Origin of the sequence: Cryobacterium sp. Hb1 (assembly GCF_004403585.1) — a bacterium.
GTDB lineage: Bacteria > Actinomycetota > Actinomycetes > Actinomycetales > Microbacteriaceae > Cryobacterium > Cryobacterium lyxosi.
Window position 1 is genome coordinate 30,357 of record NZ_SOHI01000011.1, and the last position, 22,232, is coordinate 52,588.

Below are 22,232 nucleotides of genomic sequence, written 5' to 3' on the forward strand. Positions count from 1 at the left end.
TTCTCCTGCTTCCGCCGGTGGCTCCGGTGCTGGGATTCTCCTCGAGGGTGACGCTGCCGCGAGACTATTACGTCCGCGTCGCCGGCAACGACTACTCCGTCGATCCGACCGGCATCGGCCGGATGGTCGACGTGTCCGCCGAAGTGACACCGCACCTGTTCCGCCGCACCGTGGCCACCGCGGTCAACGACAACGCCAACGTCGAGCTGGCCGCGGAGTTGCTCGGTCACACGGACACGAAGATCACGGTGCAGCACTACATCCGGCGGAGCGAAGTGGTGAACCCGGCGACGGCGGAGCTTCTCGACAAGGTTTTTGCAAAGGATGGGGACTGAGCGCTGTGCACGAAATGCGACGTCCGATACTCAGCCCGGAATCCTTCTCTGGTGCCCCGTAGGAGATCAGTGCCTAGCGGTGGTACTTGGACTCGAACCAAGAACAAACGATAGCCGTCGGGATGGTCGTGTGCACCTGCATATGGGGCAGACTTCCTCGAATTTCCGCGGTTCTGATGGGTTTTAATGTACGCGTTGTACGGTGAAATACGGTCTGATTCTGGTCAGTTTTTGGGGTTTATGGTGCGATTCTGGTCACGTCCAGGCTCGCGTGCACCCTTGTGTCGCAGCGAATAGGACGCACCCGCGAAAGCGGTGGCTCTACGCCGAGCCGATCCCCGAGCCTGACTACGCTTATGTTCGCAACAAATCTTCTGAACAAGGATAGAGAAGGCGGGCTGTTCCAAGCACTTACGGACGGCGGAATCTCTGGGCAGATTTTGAGCGCTTTCACGCACATCTTCTGCACTTCGCCAAATAGTCCTCTACCGGCCGAGCAACGTGGCCAACTCGTCGAGCGACTCCCCCGTAATCGGGAACTACTCAGTGACACCCTCGAATAGCATCGCGAGCTCGTCGAGTTCGACGTCCCAGCCCTCTCGGTTCTGCTCAAGTCGTTCGCGACGGTAGCGGGTGGTGCCGGGGAGTGTGTCGAAGCCCGATTCGATCACCGTGACATCCGTCCCGGAACCAGCATCGGCGAGGGTGAAGCGCACGTGCGTCGAGTACTCGTCGAGCTGTTCGGCGCGGATTCCCGACCAACGGAAGCCGAACGAGCCTTCGGGCACGACCTCGGTGATTTCGATCGGAAAGCTGCCGTAGTCATCCCAGTGGATGCTGCCCGTTGCACCGGGCTCGAGCGCGGCGAACACCACACCGTCGCCAAACCACTTGACCATCACCGCAGGGTCGGTCAGCGCCTTCCAGACGTGCGCGCGCGCGGCTTCGATGTGCACGGTGCGGGTCACGGTGTGCCCCTTGATTCTTGCGTGATCAGACACGGTGTTTCCTTCACGTTCAAGCCGAGCGCGACGGGGCATTGCCCGCCGAGCGGCACGTCAACAAGATTTGCAAACGCACCTCATCGAGCGTACTCATGATTACGTATCTGTTCACGGCGGGCGAGCGCCGTGAACGCGAGGGGCAACGCATCAGAGGTCGGTCCTCGAGAGCCCCGAGCGCATGGACGCCTCAGAGGCCAATCATTCGCCAGGTGTGGTTCCCGCCTAGTCCAGCACCGGCATTCGGAAGAGCCCAGTTTGCTTGGCGCCATTGACTACGAGAGTGCCCGTCGATGAACCGATTGGTCTACAACGTCGCGAGATTCGAGCGAGGTCCCGACGTGCAGGCCCGCGATGCGAGCGGCGGTCCGAGCATCCGCTGTGGTCAACCTGCTCATGGGCACGCGCTCGATGACGTCCTGCAGCGCAAGCTGCACCACCAACGACTCAGATGGCACCCGCGTCATCCCCCGATGTGCCCGCGCCCGATTCTGCATCGATCTCGACAGCTCTGGCCGCGGAGAACTCGCGCATGCGGGCGTCGTTCTTGAGTATGTGGTCGGTCAATAAAGGTGGTCTTTTATGGCAACGCACGAACCGCCAGATCGATGACGGACGCTTCCTCTCGTTTCTCCGCAGCATCGCCGAGGGCGCGGAGACGATTACCGTGGAGAGCCTATGGCTGGTTTTCTCGTTCTTTGCCTGGCAGATCGCGGTCGTCTGAACCGTTTTCGTGGGTGTCAGCGCCGTCCAACGGATATTCGTCGACTACCAGGCACTGCGCTGAAGCCCAGTTGCGCTGCCGATCTCACCGCAGGCGCGCACTCCGCAACCGTCGGAGGGTGCGCGTCGCCACCAGAACGAGACCGGAACTGAGTCGGTGGCGCACATCGGCCACTGCCACATTCCAGAGGCCGTCGTTGTAGGTAGGGTAGGCGTGCGTGGTTCCGGCGATATTGCTCGTGGTGAGCCGGTTCTTGACCGCCAGGGAGATCTCGCCGAGAGTTTCTCCGGCTCGAGGACCCACCACGGTGCCGCCGAGCACTCGGCCGCGTTTGTCCACTACCAGCTGCGTGTAGCCATCCGTTTTCGACTCCGTCACAGCCCGGTCGACGTGCTCGTGGTCGCAGGTGACGATGCGGTGGCCTTCGGTCATATCTTTGGTTTGCAGGCCGACGGCGCCTACCTCCGGGTGGGTGAACGTAACCCGGGGGACCACCGCACTATCGAACTTGCGGGTCAGGCCGAGGATTGCGTTGGTCGCGGCCACGCTGGCATTTACTCCGGCGGTGTGGGTGAACTGGGGCAACCCGGTCACGTCCCCTGCAGCCCAGATGCGAGGGTTGGAGGAGCGCAGGCGGGAATTGACAACGACGTTGCCGTGAGAGTCGAGTCGCACTCCCACAAGCTGCAAATCGAGACCGGCGGTGTTCGGGCGGCGGCCCAGTGCGGCAAGCACCCGGTCGAAAGACAGGGTGCTTTCGTCGCTGAGGGTGAACGTGCCTGAGTGGCGATCGGTCGAGGAGACCTGGGTCACGCTGGAGTTCGTGCGCACGTCCACGCCGTCCGCAATGAGCGCGGCGTGGATGATGGCGCTGGCCCGTTCGTCCTCCTTGTGCAGGATACGTGGCCCGTTCTCTACGAGCATCACGGCCGATCCGAGACGAGCCATCGCCTGGGCGATCTCACAACCGATCGCCCCGCCGCCAAGCACGACGAGCCGCTCGGGAAAAGTACGCAGGTCCCAGAACGTTTCGCTCGTCAGTAGATCGACCGAGTCGATCCTGGGGATCGCTGGCAATCCCGGCGAGGCGCCGGTGGCGATCAAGGCCTGCCGAAACCGCAGCTCGCGACCGTCGACGTCGACGGTGTCGGGACCGGTGAAACGTGCCCGGCCCCGTACCACCTCGACGTTGTCCCCCACGAGCGACTCCGCGGAATCAACCGGAGCGATTTCGTACATGGCGGCCCGTACGTGCTCCATCACCCGAGCGAAATCCACGACAACATCGTTCACGCTCACCCCGAGGCCTGCCGACGAACGGGCCGTCGTGGCGGCATCCGCGGCCGCGATTAGAGACTTCGAGGGCACGCAGCCGGTCCACAGGCAGTCCCCACCGAGGCGGTTGTCCTCGATCAAAACAGTCCTCGCCCCGAACCTGGCTGCGGTGCGGCTGGCCACGAGACCAGCCGTTCCTCCACCGATGACGACGAGGTCCCATACGTGCGTTTCAATCATGTCTGCGAGCGTAGACGGTCTACGCTGCCTTCAGCGAGAGCGAGCCTGGTTAGGCTGATGGGAACGAAAGGCCGGTCGAGCACTCATGGTGAATGTCTACGAGGCTGCGGGCCGCCTCTACGATGCGCTGTCCGGAGAACGTGTCGTCTACCGAGCCGGCCGACAATCGGGTGTGGCGCTGTTGAATCTGCGTGCCGGCGACACAGTCCTGGACCTCGGCTGCGGCACCGGCCTGAACCATGCCCTTCTCGTCGACGCCGTCGGGCCGTCGGGCACAGTGGTCGGGCTGGACCGCAGCCCGAAAATGCTCGAGATGGCCCACCGCCGAGTGGAAGCCAACGGGTGGACACGCGTGTGCCTGGTCAAAGCGGATGCCACCACGTTCGATCTGAATGAGATCGCGAAAGAACTCCCGGCACCGTCGAACGGACTCTTCGACGCCGTGTTCTCTAGCTATGCGATGAGTGTCTTCGACGACTGGCACCCGGCCTGGGATCGGATGCGGGCGCTGCTCAAGCCCGGTGGTCACGCCGGCATCGTGGACATGCAGCTGCCCGTCGGCCGCGCCCGGATGTTCTCTCCACTCGTGCGCCTGGCCGCCTCGGTTGGTGGGGCCGACCTCCACGCTCGCCCGTGGACCGTCATCGAACGTGAAGGTGTGGATGTTCGCTCCGCGTCGCTGCGCGGCGGCCACATCCAGGTAGTGGCGGCCACGATCCCCTAGCCGACGACTTGGGTCATGTGTGTCTCAGATCACAGAACTCCGGGGAGGCAAGATCAATCGTGCGCAGATGCAAATCTGGGAGATTCATCCCCTGAAACCGAGCCTGAACCATTCGCGGCTGGTTCCGCTCGATGAGCAGACCGGCGACCTGATACGCCTGGTGCTTAGCGCCAGGCACAACTTGGACTGAGGCGCTCCGGCTTCATCTGGACCCAGCAGTGCCAACACGATAGCGCCACGCTCCGAAGCTGAATGAATGGACAAGTTAGCGTCAACGCCGTGGATAAAATCTACGTCGGGACGTCTGACGTAAACGAAGCGACCGCCGACTCGAAATTATCGAACAGGACATGTCGTCGCGGTGCCTCTATGTTCGTGACTTCAAAAGCAGAACCACGTTTTCCGATGTAACCGAGGACCTTTTTTGGTGACCTTTCGTGGCACCGGCGATCACCGACACGCTAGTCATGGTCGGACAGACTGCGAACCTCAAGATCTCCCGGTGCGCATGGTTCGTGGCTCTGATTCGACATTGAATCTTCTTCGTGATGAGCGGTTGCGGCTGGCCAAGCCTTGACCGGGTCCAACACTGTTGCCCGCAAACGCACCGCCTACCGATGGCCGCCAGTGCACCGGTGCTGCGCAAAGTCCCGACTAGCTTCACGCAGATGACTAGGTTGGAGAATGCATCGATCTAAAAAAGCTATGAGGCCGAGGAATGGTGAGAGGGAGGCTCGTGTCCACCTACATCAGCATTGCCGTTCTTCTTGCAGTCGCGCTGCTGACAGTGGGCGGCCTATACCTGATGGCGCGGTACACCGCGGTGGCCCCCGACCCCCTTGAGCGGTTGCCGTTCCTTTCCGGCTGGGAGCCGGAGGAACATGCGCTGTCCAGGTACCACGCCAGGTGGTACCCGCTGACCCTGCTCTTTCTAGCCTTTGACGTAGAGATGCTCTTCATGTATCCCTGGGCACTGGTCGTGGCGAAAGACGGAATCGGCGCCGTCGTGGAGATGTTCGTCTTTCTCGGTGTGCTCATGGTCGGTGTCGTCTGGGCCTGGCGAGAGGGTGCGCTGCGGTGGGTCTAAGAAGCACGCTGGCAGGATGCGCCACCCACAGAGTGCACGTGCTGGTGCTGGAAGTTCCCGGCTGGGGTGAGACTCGTATGCGCGTTGAGGCGGAGCTTGCTCGTCGGGGCTGGACGTCGGCGACATCCCCGGCGGATGCCGACGTTCTGCTGGTCTGCGGGAAACCGGGAGAGGAACTCGAGTCCGCGTGCGCCCGCCTTTGGTCACAGCTTCCCGGCCCACGGGTGCGTGCGGCAGTGATCACCGCAAGCGATGTCGCTTCGACTCTAGAGCGTGCCATGGATGAGCTCCTCGATGACGCCAGACACCACAGCGATGCGCGAACCCGCTCGCGCCAGCCAGCAAAACCACGTGACGAGACCGCGCACACCGAGCACGCAGCGCCTGGCGACAGCGTCGAATCGACCGAGCATGACGTGGATATGGCCATGGACATGGACGTGGACATGGACATGGACATGGACATGGACATGGACATGCCGATGCCGGGAGGGATCCCTCTAGCGTCGGGCGGACCCGATCGCGACGGCCTCGAAATGGATGTGCTTCACGTTCCTCTTGGCCCGGTACTCCCCCACTGGCCCGCCGGTCTCGTTGTGCGCTGCGTGCTCCAAGGTGATGTGATCGTGAGCGCTCAGGCAGAAATCCTTCCCGCAGCCGCGCAACCGATTGGTGACGGTCTTGTCGCGGGTGACAGCGGCCGGTCGGTGGACGACAAAAGACGGCTGGCTGTTATCCGTCGTTCCGATGCTGCGGCGTCGGTGCTTGCTCTAGCCGGGTGGTCGTTCGCGGCAGGCCGCGCCCGACGGATTCGCGACGCCGTGGCGTCGGGCACGGCGCTGCTCGGCGTGGCAGCCGACCTTGACAAGCTTGCGCAGAGCGTCGGCCGCTCCTGGACTCTACGTTGGACGCTGAAAGGCATCACGGTCGGTGACACACTCGCCCAAGCGGAAAACGGGATGGGGCAGAGCGGCTCCGAGACGGTGAGAGGCCGCCTCATCGGCTGGCTCGACGAGGCGCGACGCACTGCGCGAGACGACAAGGCTGAAGGAGCGTACGAGCTGCAGGACCCCCTGGCGTTGCAACGCAGCCTGCTGAGCGAGATCCCGCGACTACTCAACGGCACGGATATCGCGACCGCGCGGCTCATTATTGCCGCTCTGGAAATCGAGACGGCCCCCGTCACTCAGACTCCACAGTCGCGCATATGAGCGACAAAACATGATTGACATCATCGAGGTGAATCCTGTCTGGGCTCTGTTTGCTCCGGTCGCACTCGGCGTTCTCGCCCTGGCCGGAGCCGCGCTCAATGGGATCCTCGTCTCTCGTGCCGAGCGCCGGTCGTTCCGTTCGGGAGCGGCCATCCCGGTGTTCGAGATCGCCCGTTTGATGCGCCAGCGACGCCGCACGACCGTCGCGGCTGATGTTCTCCTCTGGCGCATCGGCTGCGCCGGCCTCGTGGTGGTCGCGGTGCTGAAGACGGCGGTGATCCCGGTGGGTCCGTGGGTTCTGGCTGATATACCGGTTGGGGTTGTCTGGTTCAACACAATGGACGTTCTGGTGTGGGCGCTCGTGTGGCTGATTGGCTGGGGTGCCAACAGCGCCCACTCGCTGGTGGGCGGCTACCGGTTTCTCGCACAGGCCGTCTCCTATGAGTTGCCGCTGATGTTCGCACTGGTGACCCCCGCCGTCGCAGCACACAGCCTGCGGGTGAGCGATGTAGTTGCCGCGCAACAAGAGCTGTGGTTCGTTATCTGGATGCCCATCGCCTTCGTCGTCTTCTGCATGAGCGTCGTCGCTTTTTCCAACTGGGGACCCTTTGCGACAGCAGCGAGCGGAGACATCGCGGGTGGGATCCTGACCGAGGTATCCGGCGTGGACCGGCTGCTGATTCTCGCGGGACGCTATGCTCTGCTCACGACAGGCGCAGCCTTCGCCGTTGTCCTCTTTTTCGGCGGTGGGGCCGGTCCGCTGTTGCCGAGTTGGCTGTGGACGCTCGTGAAAACCCTGCTGTTGCTTGCGGCGTTTGTAGCGCTGCGGCATCGTATGCCAGCTGTGCGTCCCGAACGCCTCGCTGAAGTCGCCTGGATAATCGTGCTCCCGGCGGTACTGCTGCAAACGCTCGCTGTCTCCATCGTCGTCGCAGTGAGGGGCTGAGCATGCTGTTGGTCATTGTTTTCTCGGCACTGGCGGTCACCGCTCTCGCCTCGGGAATCGCGGTCTTCCGCGTCGACTCCATGGCGCGGTCAGCCTACGCCCTGGCTGTGTCCTTCGTCGCCGTCGGCGCGATGCTGCTGATGTTTGATCTTGACTACATCGGCGTCATCACGATTCTCATGATGGTGATGGAGATGGCCATCATGGCGATCTACATGATCATGTTTATGGGGATGAACCCTGCCCTCATGCCAATGAGCATGGTCCACAACAAACGATGGTCGGCGATCCTCGCCGTTGGCACCTTCCTCCTGCTCGCCGGTGGCGCATTACTCATCCCCTGGCCCGCACGCAACGGTTCGCCGGCCGCCGACCTAACCGCATCCCTCGGCGAGGCAATCATGGGATCCAAGATGCTCGTGATGCTCACCGTGAGTCCGATTCTGTTCGCAACGATCGTCGCTGCCCTCGTACTCGCAAACCCTAGGGGCCGCTACGACCGTTGGGGCGACGATCTGAATCGTCCCACTCCTGACGACCCACAACAGGGCGGGTTGGGACGATGACCCTGCAGCTCGTCCTTATCGCCGCCGCGGCACTATTCTGCGTCGGGCTCTACGGCGCGCTCTCCCAGCAAGTCGTCGTCATGGTCATGATGGGGCTGGAGCTCATGCTCAACGGCGTCATCCTCGCAGTCACCGCATTCTGGTGGTTCCTGACACCGATCCCAGACGGGCAGGTTCTCCTGCTCGTGGTGATCGCGGCGATGACCGTGGAAATGGCGATGGGGTTCGCCGTTGCCACTCTCCTGCATCGTTCCCGGGGATCAGATATGACCGACTCAGCAACGGACCTCACCGGATGAGCGATGCAACGGTAAGCACGTTGGGCGTGGCTGCGCTGTGGCTTCTCGTCACTCTGCCTGCTCTGGCGGGAATTGCACTCTGCCTCACGGGACGGCGCGCGAATCTCGTCGCCGTTCCGGTATCGCTTGGCACCGCAGGCTTCACCGTGGCGGCGGCGTTCGTCGTAGCTTCCTTCCGCCCGTCCGTCGAAGTCCCGTTCTTGGCCGGTGCTTCATTCGGGCTCGCGGTCGACGGACTCTCGGCCCTGATAGTGCCGACGGTCGCAGTTATCACCCTCATGGTCCTGGTCTTCGCGGCCGCTGAGGGAACGGAATCGCCAGCGCGCTTCCACGGACTGATGCTCATCTTTGCTGCGGCCGTGGCGGTGACGGCCACCGCCACGACATTGCCCACTCTGCTGTTCGCGTGGGAGATCATGGGCGCCATGTCCTACGCGCTGATTGGCTTTCACTGGCGGGAGGACCACCGGGTCGGAGCCGGGCTGACCGCGTTCATCACGACACGGCTGGGAGACCTCGGCCTCTACCTTGCGGCCGGGGCAGCCCTGGCGGGCGGTGCCGGGATGGGACTCGCCGACCTGGCTACGGCTCCGTCCCCGTGGCGTCACCTCATCGCCGCAGGAATTCTGATGGCCGCATTCGGCAAGGCAGCCCAACTGCCCTTTAGTTTTTGGCTTTCTCGGGCGATGGAAGGCCCGAGCCCGGTTAGCGCCCTCCTGCATTCGGCGGCGATGGTAGCGATGGGTGGCTACCTCCTGCTGCGACTCGCTCCGCTGCTGGAGGTCACGGGCTGGGCCGCGACGACGGCAGCGTGGGTGGGCGCCCTGACCGCTCTGCTGCTGGGCGCCGTCGCAGTCACCCAGACAGACCTCAAACAGCTCTTGGCGGCATCCACTGCAGCGCAGCTCGGTTTCGTGGTGCTGGCTGCCGGCGTCGGTTCCCTGGCGGGCGGGACGGCCCACCTCATCGCTCACGCTTCAACGAAAGCGCTCCTGTTCCTCGCGGCGGGCGCTTGGCTCGTGGCACTCGGCACTAAGCAACTGCCAGCGCTCCGGGGTGCCGCTCGCCGCTGGCCGCTGGTCGGAGTGACGTTCGCTGTCGGCGCCCTGTCCCTGGCCGGAATAGCCCCTCTGGCCCTATGGGCGACGAAGGATCAGCTCCTGGCCGCCGCCTGGGAAACCAGTACGGCCCTGTATGTCGTGGGCTTGGCCGCCGCCGCACTCGCCGCGGCATATGCGGGCAAGGCTCTCATCATCGTCTGGAGCCACCCACTGGCAAATGCCGCCGACAAGTACGACACCGAGCAGCGCGGTACGCGGCACATCGCCGCCTGGGAACGGGTACCGCTTACCGTTCTGGCGGTGGGCGCGGCGCTCTTGGGAGTGCTCACCCTGCCGCCGGTCGGCGACTGGGTACGGGGTGTGCTCGGAGCAGAATCAGATCCGCGGCCCGGCATGCTCGAACTGGTCGGCTCGACCTTGCTGGCACTCCTCGTACTCGGTCTGGTGGCTTGGAAGGGAGCGCCTCGATCTTCCTGGGCCGCGAACTGGCTCGGGCTCGAGCAAACGACCCGAGTCATGGTCGTCGACCCGCTTCTTCTCCTCAGCAAACGACTCGCCCGTTTCGATGACGCAGTGCTCGATCGTGGAATCCACGTTGCGGCGCGCGCAGTAGCGCTCGGCGCCCGTCGACTCGGCCGGTTCGATGACCACGGGCTCGATGCGGCAGTGACTGCGGCGGCGCGCGGCAGTATCGTCACCGGTTCCGCTGCTGCCCGGGCAGACACCGACGGTGTGGATGCGGCAGTCGAGGCTATCGCGGGCACCGCGCGCCGGTTCGGCGTGATCGCCCGGCGTCCCCAAACGGGCCAACTGCATCAGTATTACGCGCAAATCACCGTCGTTCTCGTTGTCGCCGTCATCCTTCTTCTCGTTCTCCTTCTTCCCGTTATGAGGTAATCCATGCTCAGTCTTGTCGTCTTCCTGCCGGTACTGACCGCGGTGTTCCTCGTTGTCGTGCCCCGGGTTCCGGACCGGGCCGCCCGATGGGCCTGGCTGGGAATCGCTCTTATCGATCTGGCGCTACTGGTGGGAATGTGGATCGCTTTTGACAGCCCGAAACCCGGCGACCTCGCGTACGAGGAACAGCTGCAGTGGATGCCGAGTGTTGGTAGTAGTTACCACCTCGGAGTGGACGGTCTGTCCCTGCCGTTGCTCACTCTGACCGCCGTGATCTTCGCCGCCTGCGCGGTCTATGCCCTCAGGGAGAACGACCGACCCAGGCCGCAGGCCGCTCTCTTCCTGTTTCTCCAGTCGGCCTGCCTCGGCGTGTTCGCCGCGCAGGACCTGATCTTGTTCTTCGTCTTCTTCGACCTGTCACTGGTCGGCATGTACTTCGTCATCGCCGGTTGGGGCCATGGTAACGCCGCGCGCTCGGCGCTGAAGTTCTTCTTGTACACGTTCCTTGGGTCTTTGGCCCTGCTACTCGGTTTCATCGGCTTGTATCTTGGCGCCGACCCGCACACCTTCGATATGGCCGAGCTCGCCCAGTCTCCCCCCTTTCAGAACAGCCCCGTTGCGGGGGGCTTCGTGCTCGCCGCCATCCTTATCGGCCTCGCGATCAAGACGCCTACGTTTCCGTTCCACACCTGGCTACCGCCGGCTCACACCGATGCCCCCGCCATCGGCTCTGCCGTGCTGGCCGGCGTGCTGCTGAAAATGGGCACCTACGGTTTCGTGCGCATCGCGATGCCTCTACTTCCCGACGCCTGGCGATCCTGGGCCTGGGTCATCATCGTCGTCGGCATCGTGTCGGTGCTCTATGGCGCCCTCGTTGCCTTGGCCCAGACCGATGTTAAACGGATGATCGCCTACACGTCGGTCAACCACATGGGCTACATCGTTCTGGCCGTCGGCGCCGCTGGCGTCGTCAGCGACAGCTCCGCCCAGGCGCAAGAGCTCGCCGTCACCGGTGCCGTCGTGCAGATGGTCAGCCATGGCCTGATCACCAGCGCACTTTTCCTCCTCGCTGGCGTGCTGTACGAACGACGGCAGAGCTACGATCTCAACGCTTTCGGCGGGCTCGCGGCACCGGCCCCCCGGTACGCGGCGTTCTTCGCCGTCGCCGCATTCGCGTCCCTCGGACTGCCCGGCTTCAGCGGGTTCATCGCCGAATTCCAGATTTTCGCCGGCAGCATCGGAACCGTACCGCTGAGCCTGCTCGCACTCCCTGGCATCCTGATTACCGCGGCGCTGTTTCTCCTCGCATCGCAACGTCTCCTCACGGGCAAACCGCGCGGGTTGTCCACCGGGTTTAGCGACCTGAACACAAACGAAACACTTTCCATCGGCTCGCTGCTGGTTCTCTCGGTAGTCATCGGGGTGTTCCCGCGGTTCCTACTTGACATCATCGAACCCGCAGCATCAGTCGTCGTCAACCTGGTCAGCCGTTAGTTGCCCGTGAACGTAGCACTGGACACTCTCTCCCTTTTGCCGGAAGTTTTCGTTCTCGGCGGGGCGATCGTCGCGCTCCTCGCCGGGTCGTTCCTCCCCCGAAACCGCCAGGTCGCGACCCGGTGGATAGCCATCTGGGCGCTGATGGCAAGTGTGGTTGCGGCCGCAGTCGGGATGATGCAGCCGTCGACGACGATTTTCGAAGCGAGCTTCGCCGTGGACATCGGCTCCGGTTTCGGTCGAATCATCATTGCCCTGGGAACGATCTTCGTCATCGTGCTCGGAATCGAGGAACTCAGCGGCACGCGTCGGGAAAGTGAAACGTACGCCCTGTTGCTTCTCGCCGCCCTCGGCGCCATGCTCCTGTCTGGCGCAAGCGACCTCCTCATCCTCGTAACCGGGTACCTGCTCACCTCGATCCCGTTATATGCCCTAATCGGAATGAGTCGTTCCCCCCATGCCGCCGAGGCAGCGATGAAGACGTATCTACTCGGCGCGCTGCTCGGAATCATGATGATGCTGGGCGTCACCGTGTTGTTCGGAGTCGGCGGCGGCACCTCGTACCGTCAGCTGGGCCCCGCTCTACTCGGTGCTCCGGCTGCCGCCGTGGCCGTGGGGGTCGTCGCAGTGCTCGGAGGCTTGATGTTCAAAGCTGGCGGCGTGCCGGGACACTTCTGGATTCCGGACGCGACACAGGCAGCCGGAACAGCTGTCGCAGCTTTCCTCACCACCATTCCGAAAGTCGGCGCTCTCGTTGCGGCCTACCGACTGCTCGACATCATCCCGGCAAGCATCGACTGGCCACTGTTGGTCGGGCTTCTCGCCGCTGCCAGCATGACCCTCGGAAACCTTGCCGCATTCTGGCAAGACGACGTTCGCCGGCTGCTCGGCTGGTCGACAGTGAGCCAGGTCGGCTACCTCCTGCTGCCGGTCGCGGTTGCCGGGCGCAGTGACCTCGCCCTGCCATCGCTGCTTCTCTATCTCGCAGGTTACGCCGCCACTAACCTCACCGCCTTTGCGGTGGTAGCGGCACTTCCCACTCGCCGCGCCATCACCGACTATCGCGGGGCGGCCAGCTCCCATCCCTGGCTTGCCGGCGCCCTCGTCGTGAGCCTGCTCGGCCTCGTCGGCACACCCCCGACCATCGTGTTCGTCGGCAAACTCACCACGCTCGCCGCTGCTTGGGACGGCGGCCTCGTCTGGCTCGTGGTCATCGCCGTGATCAATAGCGTAGCGAGCCTGTTCTACTACCTGCGCTGGCTGGCACCGATGTTTTCCCGCACTCCTGCGCTTTCCTATCCCACGGCAACCTTGTCACCGGTCGCCGCTGCAGCACGGGCGCGACGCCGCTGGGCAGCTCACTCGGCCATCACCGGAGCTGTATTCGTGCTCGTTCTCGGCGTCGTCGCCGGCGGCATCCTGTCAATCGCCGGGTCTCCCCTCGTTCACTGAATTAGCTGCGCTCACGCATCGACTTCAGAACATGTTTCTTGCCAACGAACATTTTTTGGTGAAGATGCCGCCTTGTGTAAGAGGGCGAACGAGGCGGGGACGCACCCGAAGGCACAGGTGAAGCCTCCGGTCAGTGCCACCGGCCGCGGCCCCTTGTTATCCTGGATCTTCCCGCCAATGTAGGTGCCGATGTAAATCATGCCAATCGTCCCGGTGAACGGCAAAGATGCTTCCGGACTGGTCAGTGTCCCGTGGCATCCGGGCTCTTCAGCGCAGAGCTGAACACACTCCACGCGTCGACGGCGCCAATCGAGAACTGCAGCAACAGCGCTGCACTCACAAGCCCCATCGCATCACCGTCGGCTTTTTGGTCGTTCCGCCGATCGCAGTGGCTGATGATGACGTAGCTCTACCTTCCCGGTGGTGCTGGACAAGTCCCCCATGGAAACACTCGTGGCGCGCAGCCTTCGCTAGTTCGGCTCTTCGCTCTCCCGCGGCTGGAGCCACATCGCTATATTCCCGCCAATGTTCCTTCTGGCGCACGGCGACTGCCCGCACGGTACGTCTCGACCGGTTCCAGACGTACGACGACCGCCTTCGAAGCCGGTGTGTTGCTCCCGTCGGCCGTGGATCCCAAAGGAACGAGCGGGTTCCCTTCGGGAAAGTAGGTAGCCGCGCACCCGCGTGACGTCGGGAACGCGACGATCCTGAAGTTGCGCACCACCCGGTCGACGTTGTCGGTAAACTCACTGTGCACGTCGACGATCTGGCCATCTTCGACACCGAGCATGGACAAATCGTCTGGATGGACGAAGATCACCTTGCGGCTCTTCTTGATGCCACGGTAGCGGTCATCCAGGCTGTAGATCGTCGTGTTGAACTGGTCGTGCGCGCGCATCGATTGCAGCAGCAGGCGTCCGGTCGGGCACTCGATGTACTCGAGCTCGTTGACCGTGATCATGGCTTTGCCGGTTGGCGTGTTAAACGTCCGCGAATCACGCGGCCCGTGGGGAAGGATGAAACCGTTGTCCCGGTGGAGTCGCTCATTAAAGTTGTCGAAGCCCTTGATAACGTGTTCGATGTGATCACGGATCGTGTCATAGTTCTCTTCAAACCCGGCCCAGTTGATGCGCCCATCGTCACCGAATACCTGGCGCGCGATCCGAGTGACGATTGACACTTCGGAGAGTAGCTTGTCCGAAATCGGCTTGATCTTGCCTCTGGTCGCATGGATCGCGCACACGGAGTCTTCGACAGAGAGCATCTGCGGGCCCCCTGCCTGGATGTCGATCTCGGTGCGCCCCATGGTCGGCAAGATTAACGCTTCGTCGCCCACCGTGAGGTGGTTACGGTTCAGTTTCGTTGAGATCTGCACGTTGAGGCCCACAGAGCGGAATCCTGCTTCGGCAGCTGCGGTATCTGATACCGCAGACACGAGGTTGCCGCCCATCGCAATCCACACCTTGGTTTTTCCTGCGAGCATCGCTTCCACCGACTGAACGGTGTCGAAGCCGTTCTCGCGCGGAGGATCGAAGTGAAATTCTTGCTGGAGGGCATCCAGAAATGCCGGAGGCATTTGTTCCCAGATACCCATCGTGCGATCGCCTTGCACATTACTGTGACCACGGATCGGAGAGGCGCCTGCGCCTGGCTTACCGATGTTTCCCCGAAGTAACAGGAGATTCATGATTTCTTTAATGATGGCAACAGCGTCTTTGTGCTGAGTCAGCCCCATCGCCCAGGTGATGATGACCTTGTCTGCCTTCATGTACCGCGCAGCAAGCTCGTCTATCTCCGCCGTCGTAAGTCCGGTTGCTCGAAGAACCGAGTCGTGATCGAGCGTGGCGACATGTGCTTTGAACTTTTCAAGCCCCGCGCAGTGTTCCTCGATGAACTCGTGGTCGAGAACCGTTCCGGGGTGTGCGGTTTCGGCCTCGAAGACGCGTTTGGAGATTGCCTTCATCAACCACCCGTCGCCGCCCGCGCGGATTTGCACGTACTGGTCGGCAAGACCTGTTCCGTGGCCGATGATACCTTTCACCTTCTGCGGGTTCTTATAGCGGATCAAGCCAGCCTCGAGGAGCGGGTTGACCGCAACAATATCCGCACCGGCCTCCTTTGCCTCCTCGAGGGCCGTGAGCATTCTGGGGTGGTTCGTACCAGGGTTTTGCCCCATGACGATGATTAGGTCCGCCTGAGCAAAGTCCTTATAAGCAACCGTGTTCTTTCCGATGCCAATGGACTCGCCCATGGCTAGCCCAGTGGACTCATGGCACATATTGGAACAATCGGGGAGGTTGTTGGTGCCAAGTGACCGGGCAAGCAGCTGGTAGATGAATGCGGTCTCGTTGGCGGTGCGACCACTGGTATAGAACGTCGCCTCGTTGGCAGAATCAAGGGCTTTCAGCCGGTCGCCAATAAGCGTGAACGCATCATCCCAGCTGATCGGCTCGTAGTGGTCTTTGCCTTTCGGCTTGTAAACAGGCTCAGTCAGTCTGCCTTGCATGCCCAGCCAGTACTCCGACTTCTCCAGCAAACTGCTGATGGAGTGTGCCGACCAGAAGGTGGTCGGGATAGCCACCGGCGTAGCTTCCCAGGTAACGGCCTTCGCCCCGTTCTCGCAGAACTCGAACGTCTTGCGGTGATCCGGGTCCGCCCAAGCACAACTCATGCAGTCGAAGCCGTCCTTCTGATTCATATCGGTTAGCAGCTTCAGACTGCGACCAATACCCATCTCCAAAAAGGCCGGCCCCATGGAATGGGTGACACCGGGCACTCCGGCAGCCCATGTCTTCGGATCCCCAACCACCATTTCAGTGGCATTTTCGTTGATATCCTCGATCGGGGCTTTCGCACTCATACCGCACCACTTTCTCGTAGTCTTGCCGGTATTTCGACGACGTGTTTATCGCCGGAATAGATCACCATCAAACTTTCCTGAGGAAGCCCTCCGATATCATTCGCACCTCGGACGCCAGTTCGGCTGCGAAGACGAGTGGAGCCAAGAAGAGTGGAGCCAAGGCAGAGGCCAACACCGGCACGCTAGCCATCTCGGCCTTGTGCGCCAATACGACGCCCATCCTGCTCGACACAATAAACACCGTGCCCCGAGGAGGCAACCTGTTCTGCGCGCAGTTTGTCGAAACATGTCGCCAAAAACCCGGGGCTATTGTCGCTTCGTTGTCGTTCACTTTATACATAGACTACGTACGCACCCTGTCAACACTCGTCCGGTGACAGATATCAGGAGAACTCGTGGCGTAGGAATTGAATTCCAGACGCCGATACCGCTGCGGAGCAGCGATAGCCAGCGAGTCATCCAGAACGCTATATGGGCGCATGGTCACCGCGGGAGAAATCCCCCCCACCCCTAATCTTCAGTGGCTTCACTCGAGTAAAAACATCTTTTTGCATAACTAATGAATCATCCACTCTAAAGCAGACAACTTTTCGTCGAGCCACTCTCCCACCCATATTTCAGTCCTATCAGCTAAATGAGAACCACGCAAGCATTCGGTCCCGGTCTAGGGGTGGAATAGAACGATTCCTACTATGTCAACCGATTGATAACGTGTCCGACTCCACTCCGTCGCACACCGACCGTCGAACGCGTTGGGTCGAACTAATCGACACCGCAGGAATCCACCTCTAACCACACCGAATCGTCTACAGCCAGCTCAGTCTTCGGCGCGGAGGTAGACATAAACAGTTTCTTGGCTGACCCCAAACGCACGAGCAAGAACAGACTGTGGAACGCCAACGGCAGCCTTCTCACGCAGCGCAGCCGCGCGAGCCATGTCCAGCGATCGGGTAAAGGGCCTGCCCGCGTCTTCATCGAGCAGCACGACGAATAAGTGGCGGTTACTCGCTGCTTACCTCCCCGAGAACGCCACGTTTAATTGGACGTCTGCAACGCCGTGCTGAGTGGCTCCGACACCGGGGCGCTGACGAGGGTGGGTTCCATCCTTGAGCTCACTGCGGCATAATCGGAAAAACGGCCCCGAATGGTGACGATGAATTACCCACCCGCCGGGACGTGACCGGAAGGAATAGTTGGTGTGAATTCTGCAAGGTTGCCCGGACGTGGCGTGGGTGCACTCTCGGAATCTGACGCGGAGATATATGTTGCCTCCGTGTGCTTTAAGACCGGGCCGCCGGGTGCTGCCGGAGTTGAGGTCGAACGGTTAGTCCACGATGTCTCGGATCCTCAGTTCCCGGTTTCGGTTGCGCGGGTCAGCGACGCGATGGCAGCATCACAGGGACCGTTACCGGGTGGAGGAGTAATCACCTTCGAACCAGGCGGGCAGTTGGAGGTGAGCTCTGTGTGCGCGTCTGATCTTCCCTCTCTCGTCGTGGCGACCCGGGCGGATCTTGCAGCTGTTGAGGCTCTGCTGGCGGATGCTGGTCTCTGCTTCGGCGCGGTGGCTTTGGACCCTGCTCGGCCGCCGGTGCGGTCATTGGATCATCCACGTTATGCCGCCATGGAGCACCATTTTGATCGTTTCGGCTCTGCGGGACGGGTCATGATGTGTTCCACTGCTGCTCTGCAGATTTCGCTGGAGGCTGGGTTCGACACTCCGGGATCCAGTGGCGCGGCGCAACGTTGGGCGCGACTGCACAATCTCATTCCGGTCCTTGCTGCTATGTTTGCAAATTCCCCGTTCCTTCGTGGCACCCCCAGCGGTTGGCAGAGCAACCGGCAGCGTATCTGGTTGGCGATGGATGCTTCCCGGACCGCAATGGTTCCCCGCTCGGTGGACCCGCGCTTGGACTGGACCCGCTACGCGCTTGATGCGCTGCTGCTGTGCATTCCCTCAACAGAGGCTGCCTGGACAGCTCCGCGCGGGTTGACGATGCGGAACTGGTTACGTGGAGAAGGCCCACGACCTGCAACGCTCGACGACCTGAAGTACCACCTGACAACTTTGTTCCCACCTGTCCGCCCGCGGGGGTTCATGGAGATCAGGGTGATCGACGCACAGGCAGGCAGCGACTGGGAGTCTGTCACGGCCATGGTGACAGCCCTGATGGATGATGAGCATGCAGCCGACCTGGCCGCAGAGGCCTGCGCGCCGGTGGCGTCCCTGTCCAATCCGCTCAGGACAGCTGCCCGTCACGCGTTGACAAATCCCGTGCTCGCTTCGGCAGCCTACGGCTGCGCCGAAGCTGCCCTGATGGCATTGCCCCGTTTAGGGGTTGACGCCGCCACGCGTAACCGCGCAGAAGATTTTGTTGACCGATTTACGGCGCGGGGCCGGTGTCCAGCGGAAGAGCGACTGGAAGTGTGGAGAAGGACCGGCAATTATTTTGGTCCGTCAGAGCATGAGGAGCATTGTGAAAATGTCCGATAATTTTTTTGAATCCGGTACCGATCCGGAAAGTCTCAAAACTTTCATCGCCGACGCGCTGGAAAGGTCCCGGATCCGAACGCATGCGCTGACTGAGTGCGACGAGGAAGATCTGCTGAAGCAGCACTCGGCGCTGATGTCGCCACTGGTCTGGGACCTCGCGCATGTCGGCAGCCAGGAGGAACTCTGGCTGGTCCGCGACGTCGGCAAAATGGAGCCGCTGCGGTGCGACATCGACGAGATGTATGACGCTTTCCAGCATGCGCGCAGCGCTCGCACCTCGCTGCCATTGCTCTCACCGGAGGAGTCCCGCAAGTACCTCGCCCAGGTTCGGACCAAAACCCTCGATGTCCTGGATCGGACTCCCCTGGAAGGCTCGCCATTGGTGGATCGTGGCTTCGCCTTCGGAATGATCATCCAGCACGAGCAGCAGCACGACGAGACGATGTTGGCCACCCACCAGCTCCGGGTTGGCAGACCAGTCCTGCATGCCCGGACATTGGCAGCCGACGTCGTGTCCACCGACCGGTACTCTCTACCAAAGGAAGTGCTGGTACCCGCAGGGACGTTCATGATGGGGACCTCGGTGGAGCCCTGGGCACTGGACAACGAACGTCCCGCCCATCCGGTCGATCTGCCCGCGTACTGGATCGACACTATTCCGGTAACCAACGGCGCCTACCGATCTTTCATAGACGACGGCGGCTACCGAACCCCCCGCTGGTGGACGGCCCAAGGATGGAAGCACGTCAGAGAAACCGGAATAGTGGCGCCCAAATATTGGGAACGCGACGGTGACCGGTGGGTCAGAACCAGATTCGGCGTCGTTGAACAGGTGCCAGAAGACGAGCCGGTGCAGCACGTGTGCTGGTTCGAAGCGGACGCCTACGCTCGCTGGGCCGGGCGTAGGCTTCCGACCGAACCAGAGTGGGAAAAAGCTGCGCGGTACGACCCCCGGTCCGATTGCTCGAAGCGCTACCCGTGGGGTGATGAAGATCCCAGCCCGCATCACGCGAACCTGGGCGGATCAGCTCTGCGGCCTTCCCCCGCCGGCTCCTATTCGCGCGGCGCATCACCGTTGGGAGTGCGCCAACTCATCGGTGATGTTTGGGAATGGGTCTCCAGCGACTTCCGCCCTTACCCCGGATTCATCGCGTTCCCCTATCAGGAATACAGCGAAGTTTTTTTCGGGTCTGACTACAAGGTGCTACGCGGCGGCTCCTGGGCGGCGGACGCAGCCGCGTGCCGTGGGACATTCCGCAATTGGGATTACCCAATCCGCCGGCAAATCTTCGCCGGCTTCCGTACGGCGCGGGATGCCGCACCGGACGAGGTGCGTTAGCCTGTGTGCCGTCATTTAGCTTATGTCGGGTCCCCGGTGCCGCTCGCGGATTTGCTGCTCGCCCCCGCTCACGGGTTGTTGACGCAATCCTGGGCACCCAGACATCAGCGGTACGGGACCGTAAACGCTGATGGTTTCGGTGTCGGATGGTATGCCTCGGGGGATCCATTACCGGCCCGTTACCGCCGCGCAATCCCTCTCTGGGCAGACGGGTCCTTCGCTGATGTCGCTCGGGTTACCTCCAGCCAGGCGGTGCTCGCAGCCGTCCGGTCCGCGACACCAGGGATGACGCAGGAGGCATCAGCTGCTGCCCCCTACGCGCACGGGCCCTGGCTTTTCAGCCACAACGGCCGGATAGAGGGTTGGCCGCAGGCAGTGGAAGCTCTGGCCGCATCGCTTCCGCCCGCTCGTCTACTGGCCCTTGAAGCTCGGGTCGACTCCGCCCTGCTCTGGGCACTTGTCCTGGAACGGCTCGCCACAGGAGACTGCGCCGGGGAAGCGCTGGCGCACGTGGTCAACAGCGTCTCCGCCGTCACCGGCGCACGACTAAATTTTCTGCTCACGGACGGCACAGTCATAGCGGCCACGGCCGCCGGAGATACCCTCTTTTGGCGAACCGGTCCCGGGAGCGTCGTGGTGGCCAGTGAACCTTTCGATGACAGCCCTGACTGGCATGAGGTGGCGGACAATTCTCTTCTGACCGCCACCGCCGGCTACGTCGACGTCCGTCCAATTCCCACTTTCACGAAGGAACAGGTAGCCCCATGAGTCTCTTTGCCGCCCGCCCCGACATCATCCATCACCTATCTCCGGACTTTCTAGGGCGAAGCCTGCGCGCAGACGTGCGCACAGGACTGAGCGCGTCGCCGAAAACGCTGCCACCCAAGTGGTTCTACGACAAACTCGGCAGCGAACTGTTTGAGCGCATCACAGGCCTGCCGGAGTATTACCCCACACGAGCCGAACGTGAAGTGCTAGAACTCCATGCGGCAGAGATAGCGACCGCATGCCCTGCAGAGACGCTGATCGAGCTCGGGTCGGGATCTTCCCGGAAAACCCCCCTGCTGCTCAACGCGCTGAGAGACGAAGGCTCCCTTCGCCGTTACGTTGGCGTAGATATCAGCGATAGTGCACTGCTGGATGCCCAAAACGAATTGGCTCCTGCCTTTCCCGGCCTTGAACTGCAGGCCGTGACTGCGGACTTCGAGACCCAGCTGCACCTGCTACCTCGGACCGGACGTCGCATGGTCGCGTTACTGGGCAGCACCATCGGTAATTTTGAGCCATCGACCCGAGCCAGTTTTCTTTCTAACGTTCGCGACTTGCTCGGCAAAGACGGTGGTTCACTGCTTCTAGGTACGGATTTGGTGAAATCGCCACACGTCCTCGTTTCGGCTTATGACGACACGGAAGGGATCACCGCTGACTTCAACCGGAACGTGCTGCGCGTTCTCAACACCGAGCTCGGTGCCAATTTCGACGTGATGGCCTTTGAACACATGGCGGTGTGGATGCCCCGAGAGGAATGGATCGAGATGCGGCTGCGCGCCAGCAAGCCAATGATGGTGCACCTGCCAGAGATGGATATGAACATCCAATTCCACGAGGGGGAAGAACTTCGAACGGAAATTTCGGCCAAATTCCGCCTTGGCGGCGTGGTCGAGGAGATGGAAACGGCGGGGTTCTCCGTAGCCGGGCAGTGGACGGATCCGCAAAATCGTTTCGCCTTGACCCTGGCCGCAGCCATCTAGACCGGCCCGGGGACTGGCCCCGGCCAACATTTCAGAACGTTCACCGAAGAAAGCCAACAAGTCGCTGGATCTCGGCCTTCGTGTTGTAGTAGTGCACCGAGGCCCGCATCACCATATCCCCCCTTTATCGTGTCCCCTGTGGGGACGCAGTCGACCTGAGCGGAAAATAAGGGTGCTACCGAGACATTGATCCGGTGATCTGCCAAGTTGGCCTTGATATTCCTGGCGTCGTTTCCTTTCACCGAAAAGGTTACGATGCCGCACTTGATGATCCCGCGGTCGTGGACAGTGACCGAGGGCGCCGCCGCCAGTTCAAACCGCAGCTGATCCGCGAGTCTGACGACAAGTTCGCGCTCCGGCTTTACTACGAAGTTCATTTAAATGAAGCTTCTATATCTCGTCAACCCTCAATTTTGTGGCTGACGCGGTGTTGAGGTGCCGGTAGATGCTTCTGGCCAGGTAGCGTTTGAGGATGCGGC

The 22,232-nt window shown here is 61.9% G+C and carries 19 protein-coding genes; 15 read left to right on the top strand and 4 right to left on the bottom strand.

What is annotated here, in order from left to right; all coding sequences use genetic code 11:
- Nucleotides 1-47 precede the first annotated feature (47 nt).
- Nucleotides 48-335, top strand: coding sequence for a tyrosine-type recombinase/integrase (locus tag E3T38_RS17415; RefSeq protein ID WP_370448986.1), 288 nt, complete (start codon nt 48-50; stop codon nt 333-335).
- A 539-nt stretch (nt 336-874) separates the two neighbouring features.
- On the opposite strand, the gene E3T38_RS04735 is transcribed toward E3T38_RS17415, so the two are convergent.
- Nucleotides 875-1,336: an SRPBCC domain-containing protein gene (locus E3T38_RS04735; RefSeq protein WP_166805420.1), complete on the bottom strand. Its 462-nt coding sequence runs from the start codon at nt 1,334-1,336 to the stop codon at nt 875-877.
- A gap of 475 nt (nt 1,337-1,811) precedes the next feature.
- Here E3T38_RS04735 and E3T38_RS04740 point away from each other — a divergent pair, with 475 nt between their 5' ends.
- The gene (locus E3T38_RS04740) at nt 1,812-2,060 is read left to right on the top strand and encodes a hypothetical protein (RefSeq protein ID WP_166805421.1); all 249 of its coding nucleotides are present in this window, start codon (nt 1,812-1,814) and stop codon (nt 2,058-2,060) included.
- A gap of 84 nt (nt 2,061-2,144) precedes the next feature.
- Here E3T38_RS04740 and E3T38_RS04745 read toward each other — a convergent pair whose 3' ends face one another.
- Entirely contained in the window at nt 2,145-3,575 is a 1,431-nt protein-coding gene (locus E3T38_RS04745; RefSeq protein ID WP_134546661.1) for an NAD(P)/FAD-dependent oxidoreductase, read from the bottom strand.
- Between the two features lie 85 nt (nt 3,576-3,660).
- On the opposite strand from E3T38_RS04745, the gene E3T38_RS04750 reads away from it, so the two are divergent.
- The 9 genes from E3T38_RS04750 (at nt 3,661) to E3T38_RS04790 (ending at nt 13,312) form a co-directional block, all read left to right on the top strand.
- Nucleotides 3,661-4,299, top strand: coding sequence for a class I SAM-dependent methyltransferase (locus E3T38_RS04750; protein WP_134546663.1), 639 nt, complete (start codon nt 3,661-3,663; stop codon nt 4,297-4,299).
- 736 nt (nt 4,300-5,035) lie between these two features.
- Nucleotides 5,036-5,386 (top strand): NADH-quinone oxidoreductase subunit A, encoded by a 351-nt coding sequence (locus E3T38_RS04755; protein WP_241984302.1) that lies wholly within the window; start codon nt 5,036-5,038, stop codon nt 5,384-5,386.
- 38 nt (nt 5,387-5,424) lie between these two features.
- On the top strand, nt 5,425-6,597 hold the full coding sequence (locus E3T38_RS16615; RefSeq protein ID WP_166805422.1) for a hypothetical protein: 1,173 nt from the start codon (nt 5,425-5,427) through the stop codon (nt 6,595-6,597).
- Between the two features lie 10 nt (nt 6,598-6,607).
- Nucleotides 6,608-7,543, top strand: coding sequence for a complex I subunit 1 family protein (locus E3T38_RS04765; protein WP_134546667.1), 936 nt, complete (start codon nt 6,608-6,610; stop codon nt 7,541-7,543).
- 2 nt (nt 7,544-7,545) lie between these two features.
- Nucleotides 7,546-8,109 (top strand): NADH-quinone oxidoreductase subunit J, encoded by a 564-nt coding sequence (locus E3T38_RS04770; RefSeq protein ID WP_134546669.1) that lies wholly within the window; start codon nt 7,546-7,548, stop codon nt 8,107-8,109.
- Nucleotides 8,106-8,408: an NADH-quinone oxidoreductase subunit NuoK gene (gene nuoK / locus E3T38_RS04775; protein WP_104195613.1), complete on the top strand. Its 303-nt coding sequence runs from the start codon at nt 8,106-8,108 to the stop codon at nt 8,406-8,408. The genes E3T38_RS04770 and nuoK overlap by 4 nt, the downstream gene beginning before the upstream one ends.
- Nucleotides 8,405-10,366: an NADH-quinone oxidoreductase subunit L gene (locus E3T38_RS04780; protein WP_134546671.1), complete on the top strand. Its 1,962-nt coding sequence runs from the start codon at nt 8,405-8,407 to the stop codon at nt 10,364-10,366. The genes nuoK and E3T38_RS04780 overlap by 4 nt, the downstream gene beginning before the upstream one ends.
- Before the next feature lie 3 nt (nt 10,367-10,369).
- Nucleotides 10,370-11,860 carry a NuoM family protein gene (locus E3T38_RS04785; protein ID WP_134546673.1) on the top strand — a complete coding sequence of 497 codons (1,491 nt, stop codon included), beginning with the start codon at nt 10,370-10,372 and terminating at the stop codon, nt 11,858-11,860.
- A 6-nt stretch (nt 11,861-11,866) separates the two neighbouring features.
- Nucleotides 11,867-13,312: an NADH-quinone oxidoreductase subunit N gene (locus E3T38_RS04790; RefSeq protein ID WP_241984303.1), complete on the top strand. Its 1,446-nt coding sequence runs from the start codon at nt 11,867-11,869 to the stop codon at nt 13,310-13,312.
- A 511-nt stretch (nt 13,313-13,823) separates the two neighbouring features.
- Here the strand turns inward: E3T38_RS04790 and E3T38_RS04795 are convergent.
- Together E3T38_RS04795 and E3T38_RS17420 are read right to left on the bottom strand one after the other, a co-directional pair.
- Nucleotides 13,824-16,172, bottom strand: coding sequence for an FdhF/YdeP family oxidoreductase (locus E3T38_RS04795; RefSeq protein WP_134546675.1), 2,349 nt, complete (start codon nt 16,170-16,172; stop codon nt 13,824-13,826).
- Between the two features lie 817 nt (nt 16,173-16,989).
- A complete protein-coding gene (locus E3T38_RS17420; protein WP_134546693.1) occupies nt 16,990-17,109 on the bottom strand; it encodes a helix-turn-helix domain-containing protein in 120 nt (39 codons plus the stop codon).
- Between the two features lie 336 nt (nt 17,110-17,445).
- Here E3T38_RS17420 and egtA point away from each other — a divergent pair, with 336 nt between their 5' ends.
- Genes egtA through egtD form a run of 4 tightly spaced genes read left to right on the top strand, consistent with a single transcriptional unit; the run spans nt 17,446 to nt 21,753 of the window.
- Nucleotides 17,446-18,663: an ergothioneine biosynthesis glutamate--cysteine ligase EgtA gene (gene egtA / locus E3T38_RS04805; protein ID WP_198417302.1), complete on the top strand. Its 1,218-nt coding sequence runs from the start codon at nt 17,446-17,448 to the stop codon at nt 18,661-18,663.
- Complete coding sequence (gene egtB / locus E3T38_RS04810) at nt 18,653-20,002, top strand: ergothioneine biosynthesis protein EgtB (RefSeq protein ID WP_134546677.1); 1,350 nt, start codon at nt 18,653-18,655, stop codon at nt 20,000-20,002. The genes egtA and egtB overlap by 11 nt, the downstream gene beginning before the upstream one ends.
- Nucleotides 20,003-20,005: 3 nt before the next feature.
- Nucleotides 20,006-20,770, top strand: a complete 765-nt coding sequence (gene egtC / locus E3T38_RS04815; protein ID WP_134546679.1) for an ergothioneine biosynthesis protein EgtC — start codon at nt 20,006-20,008, stop codon at nt 20,768-20,770.
- Complete coding sequence (gene egtD, locus E3T38_RS04820) at nt 20,767-21,753, top strand: L-histidine N(alpha)-methyltransferase (RefSeq protein ID WP_134546681.1); 987 nt, start codon at nt 20,767-20,769, stop codon at nt 21,751-21,753. Before egtC ends, egtD begins: the two co-directional genes overlap by 4 nt.
- Nucleotides 21,754-22,232 lie beyond the last annotated feature (479 nt).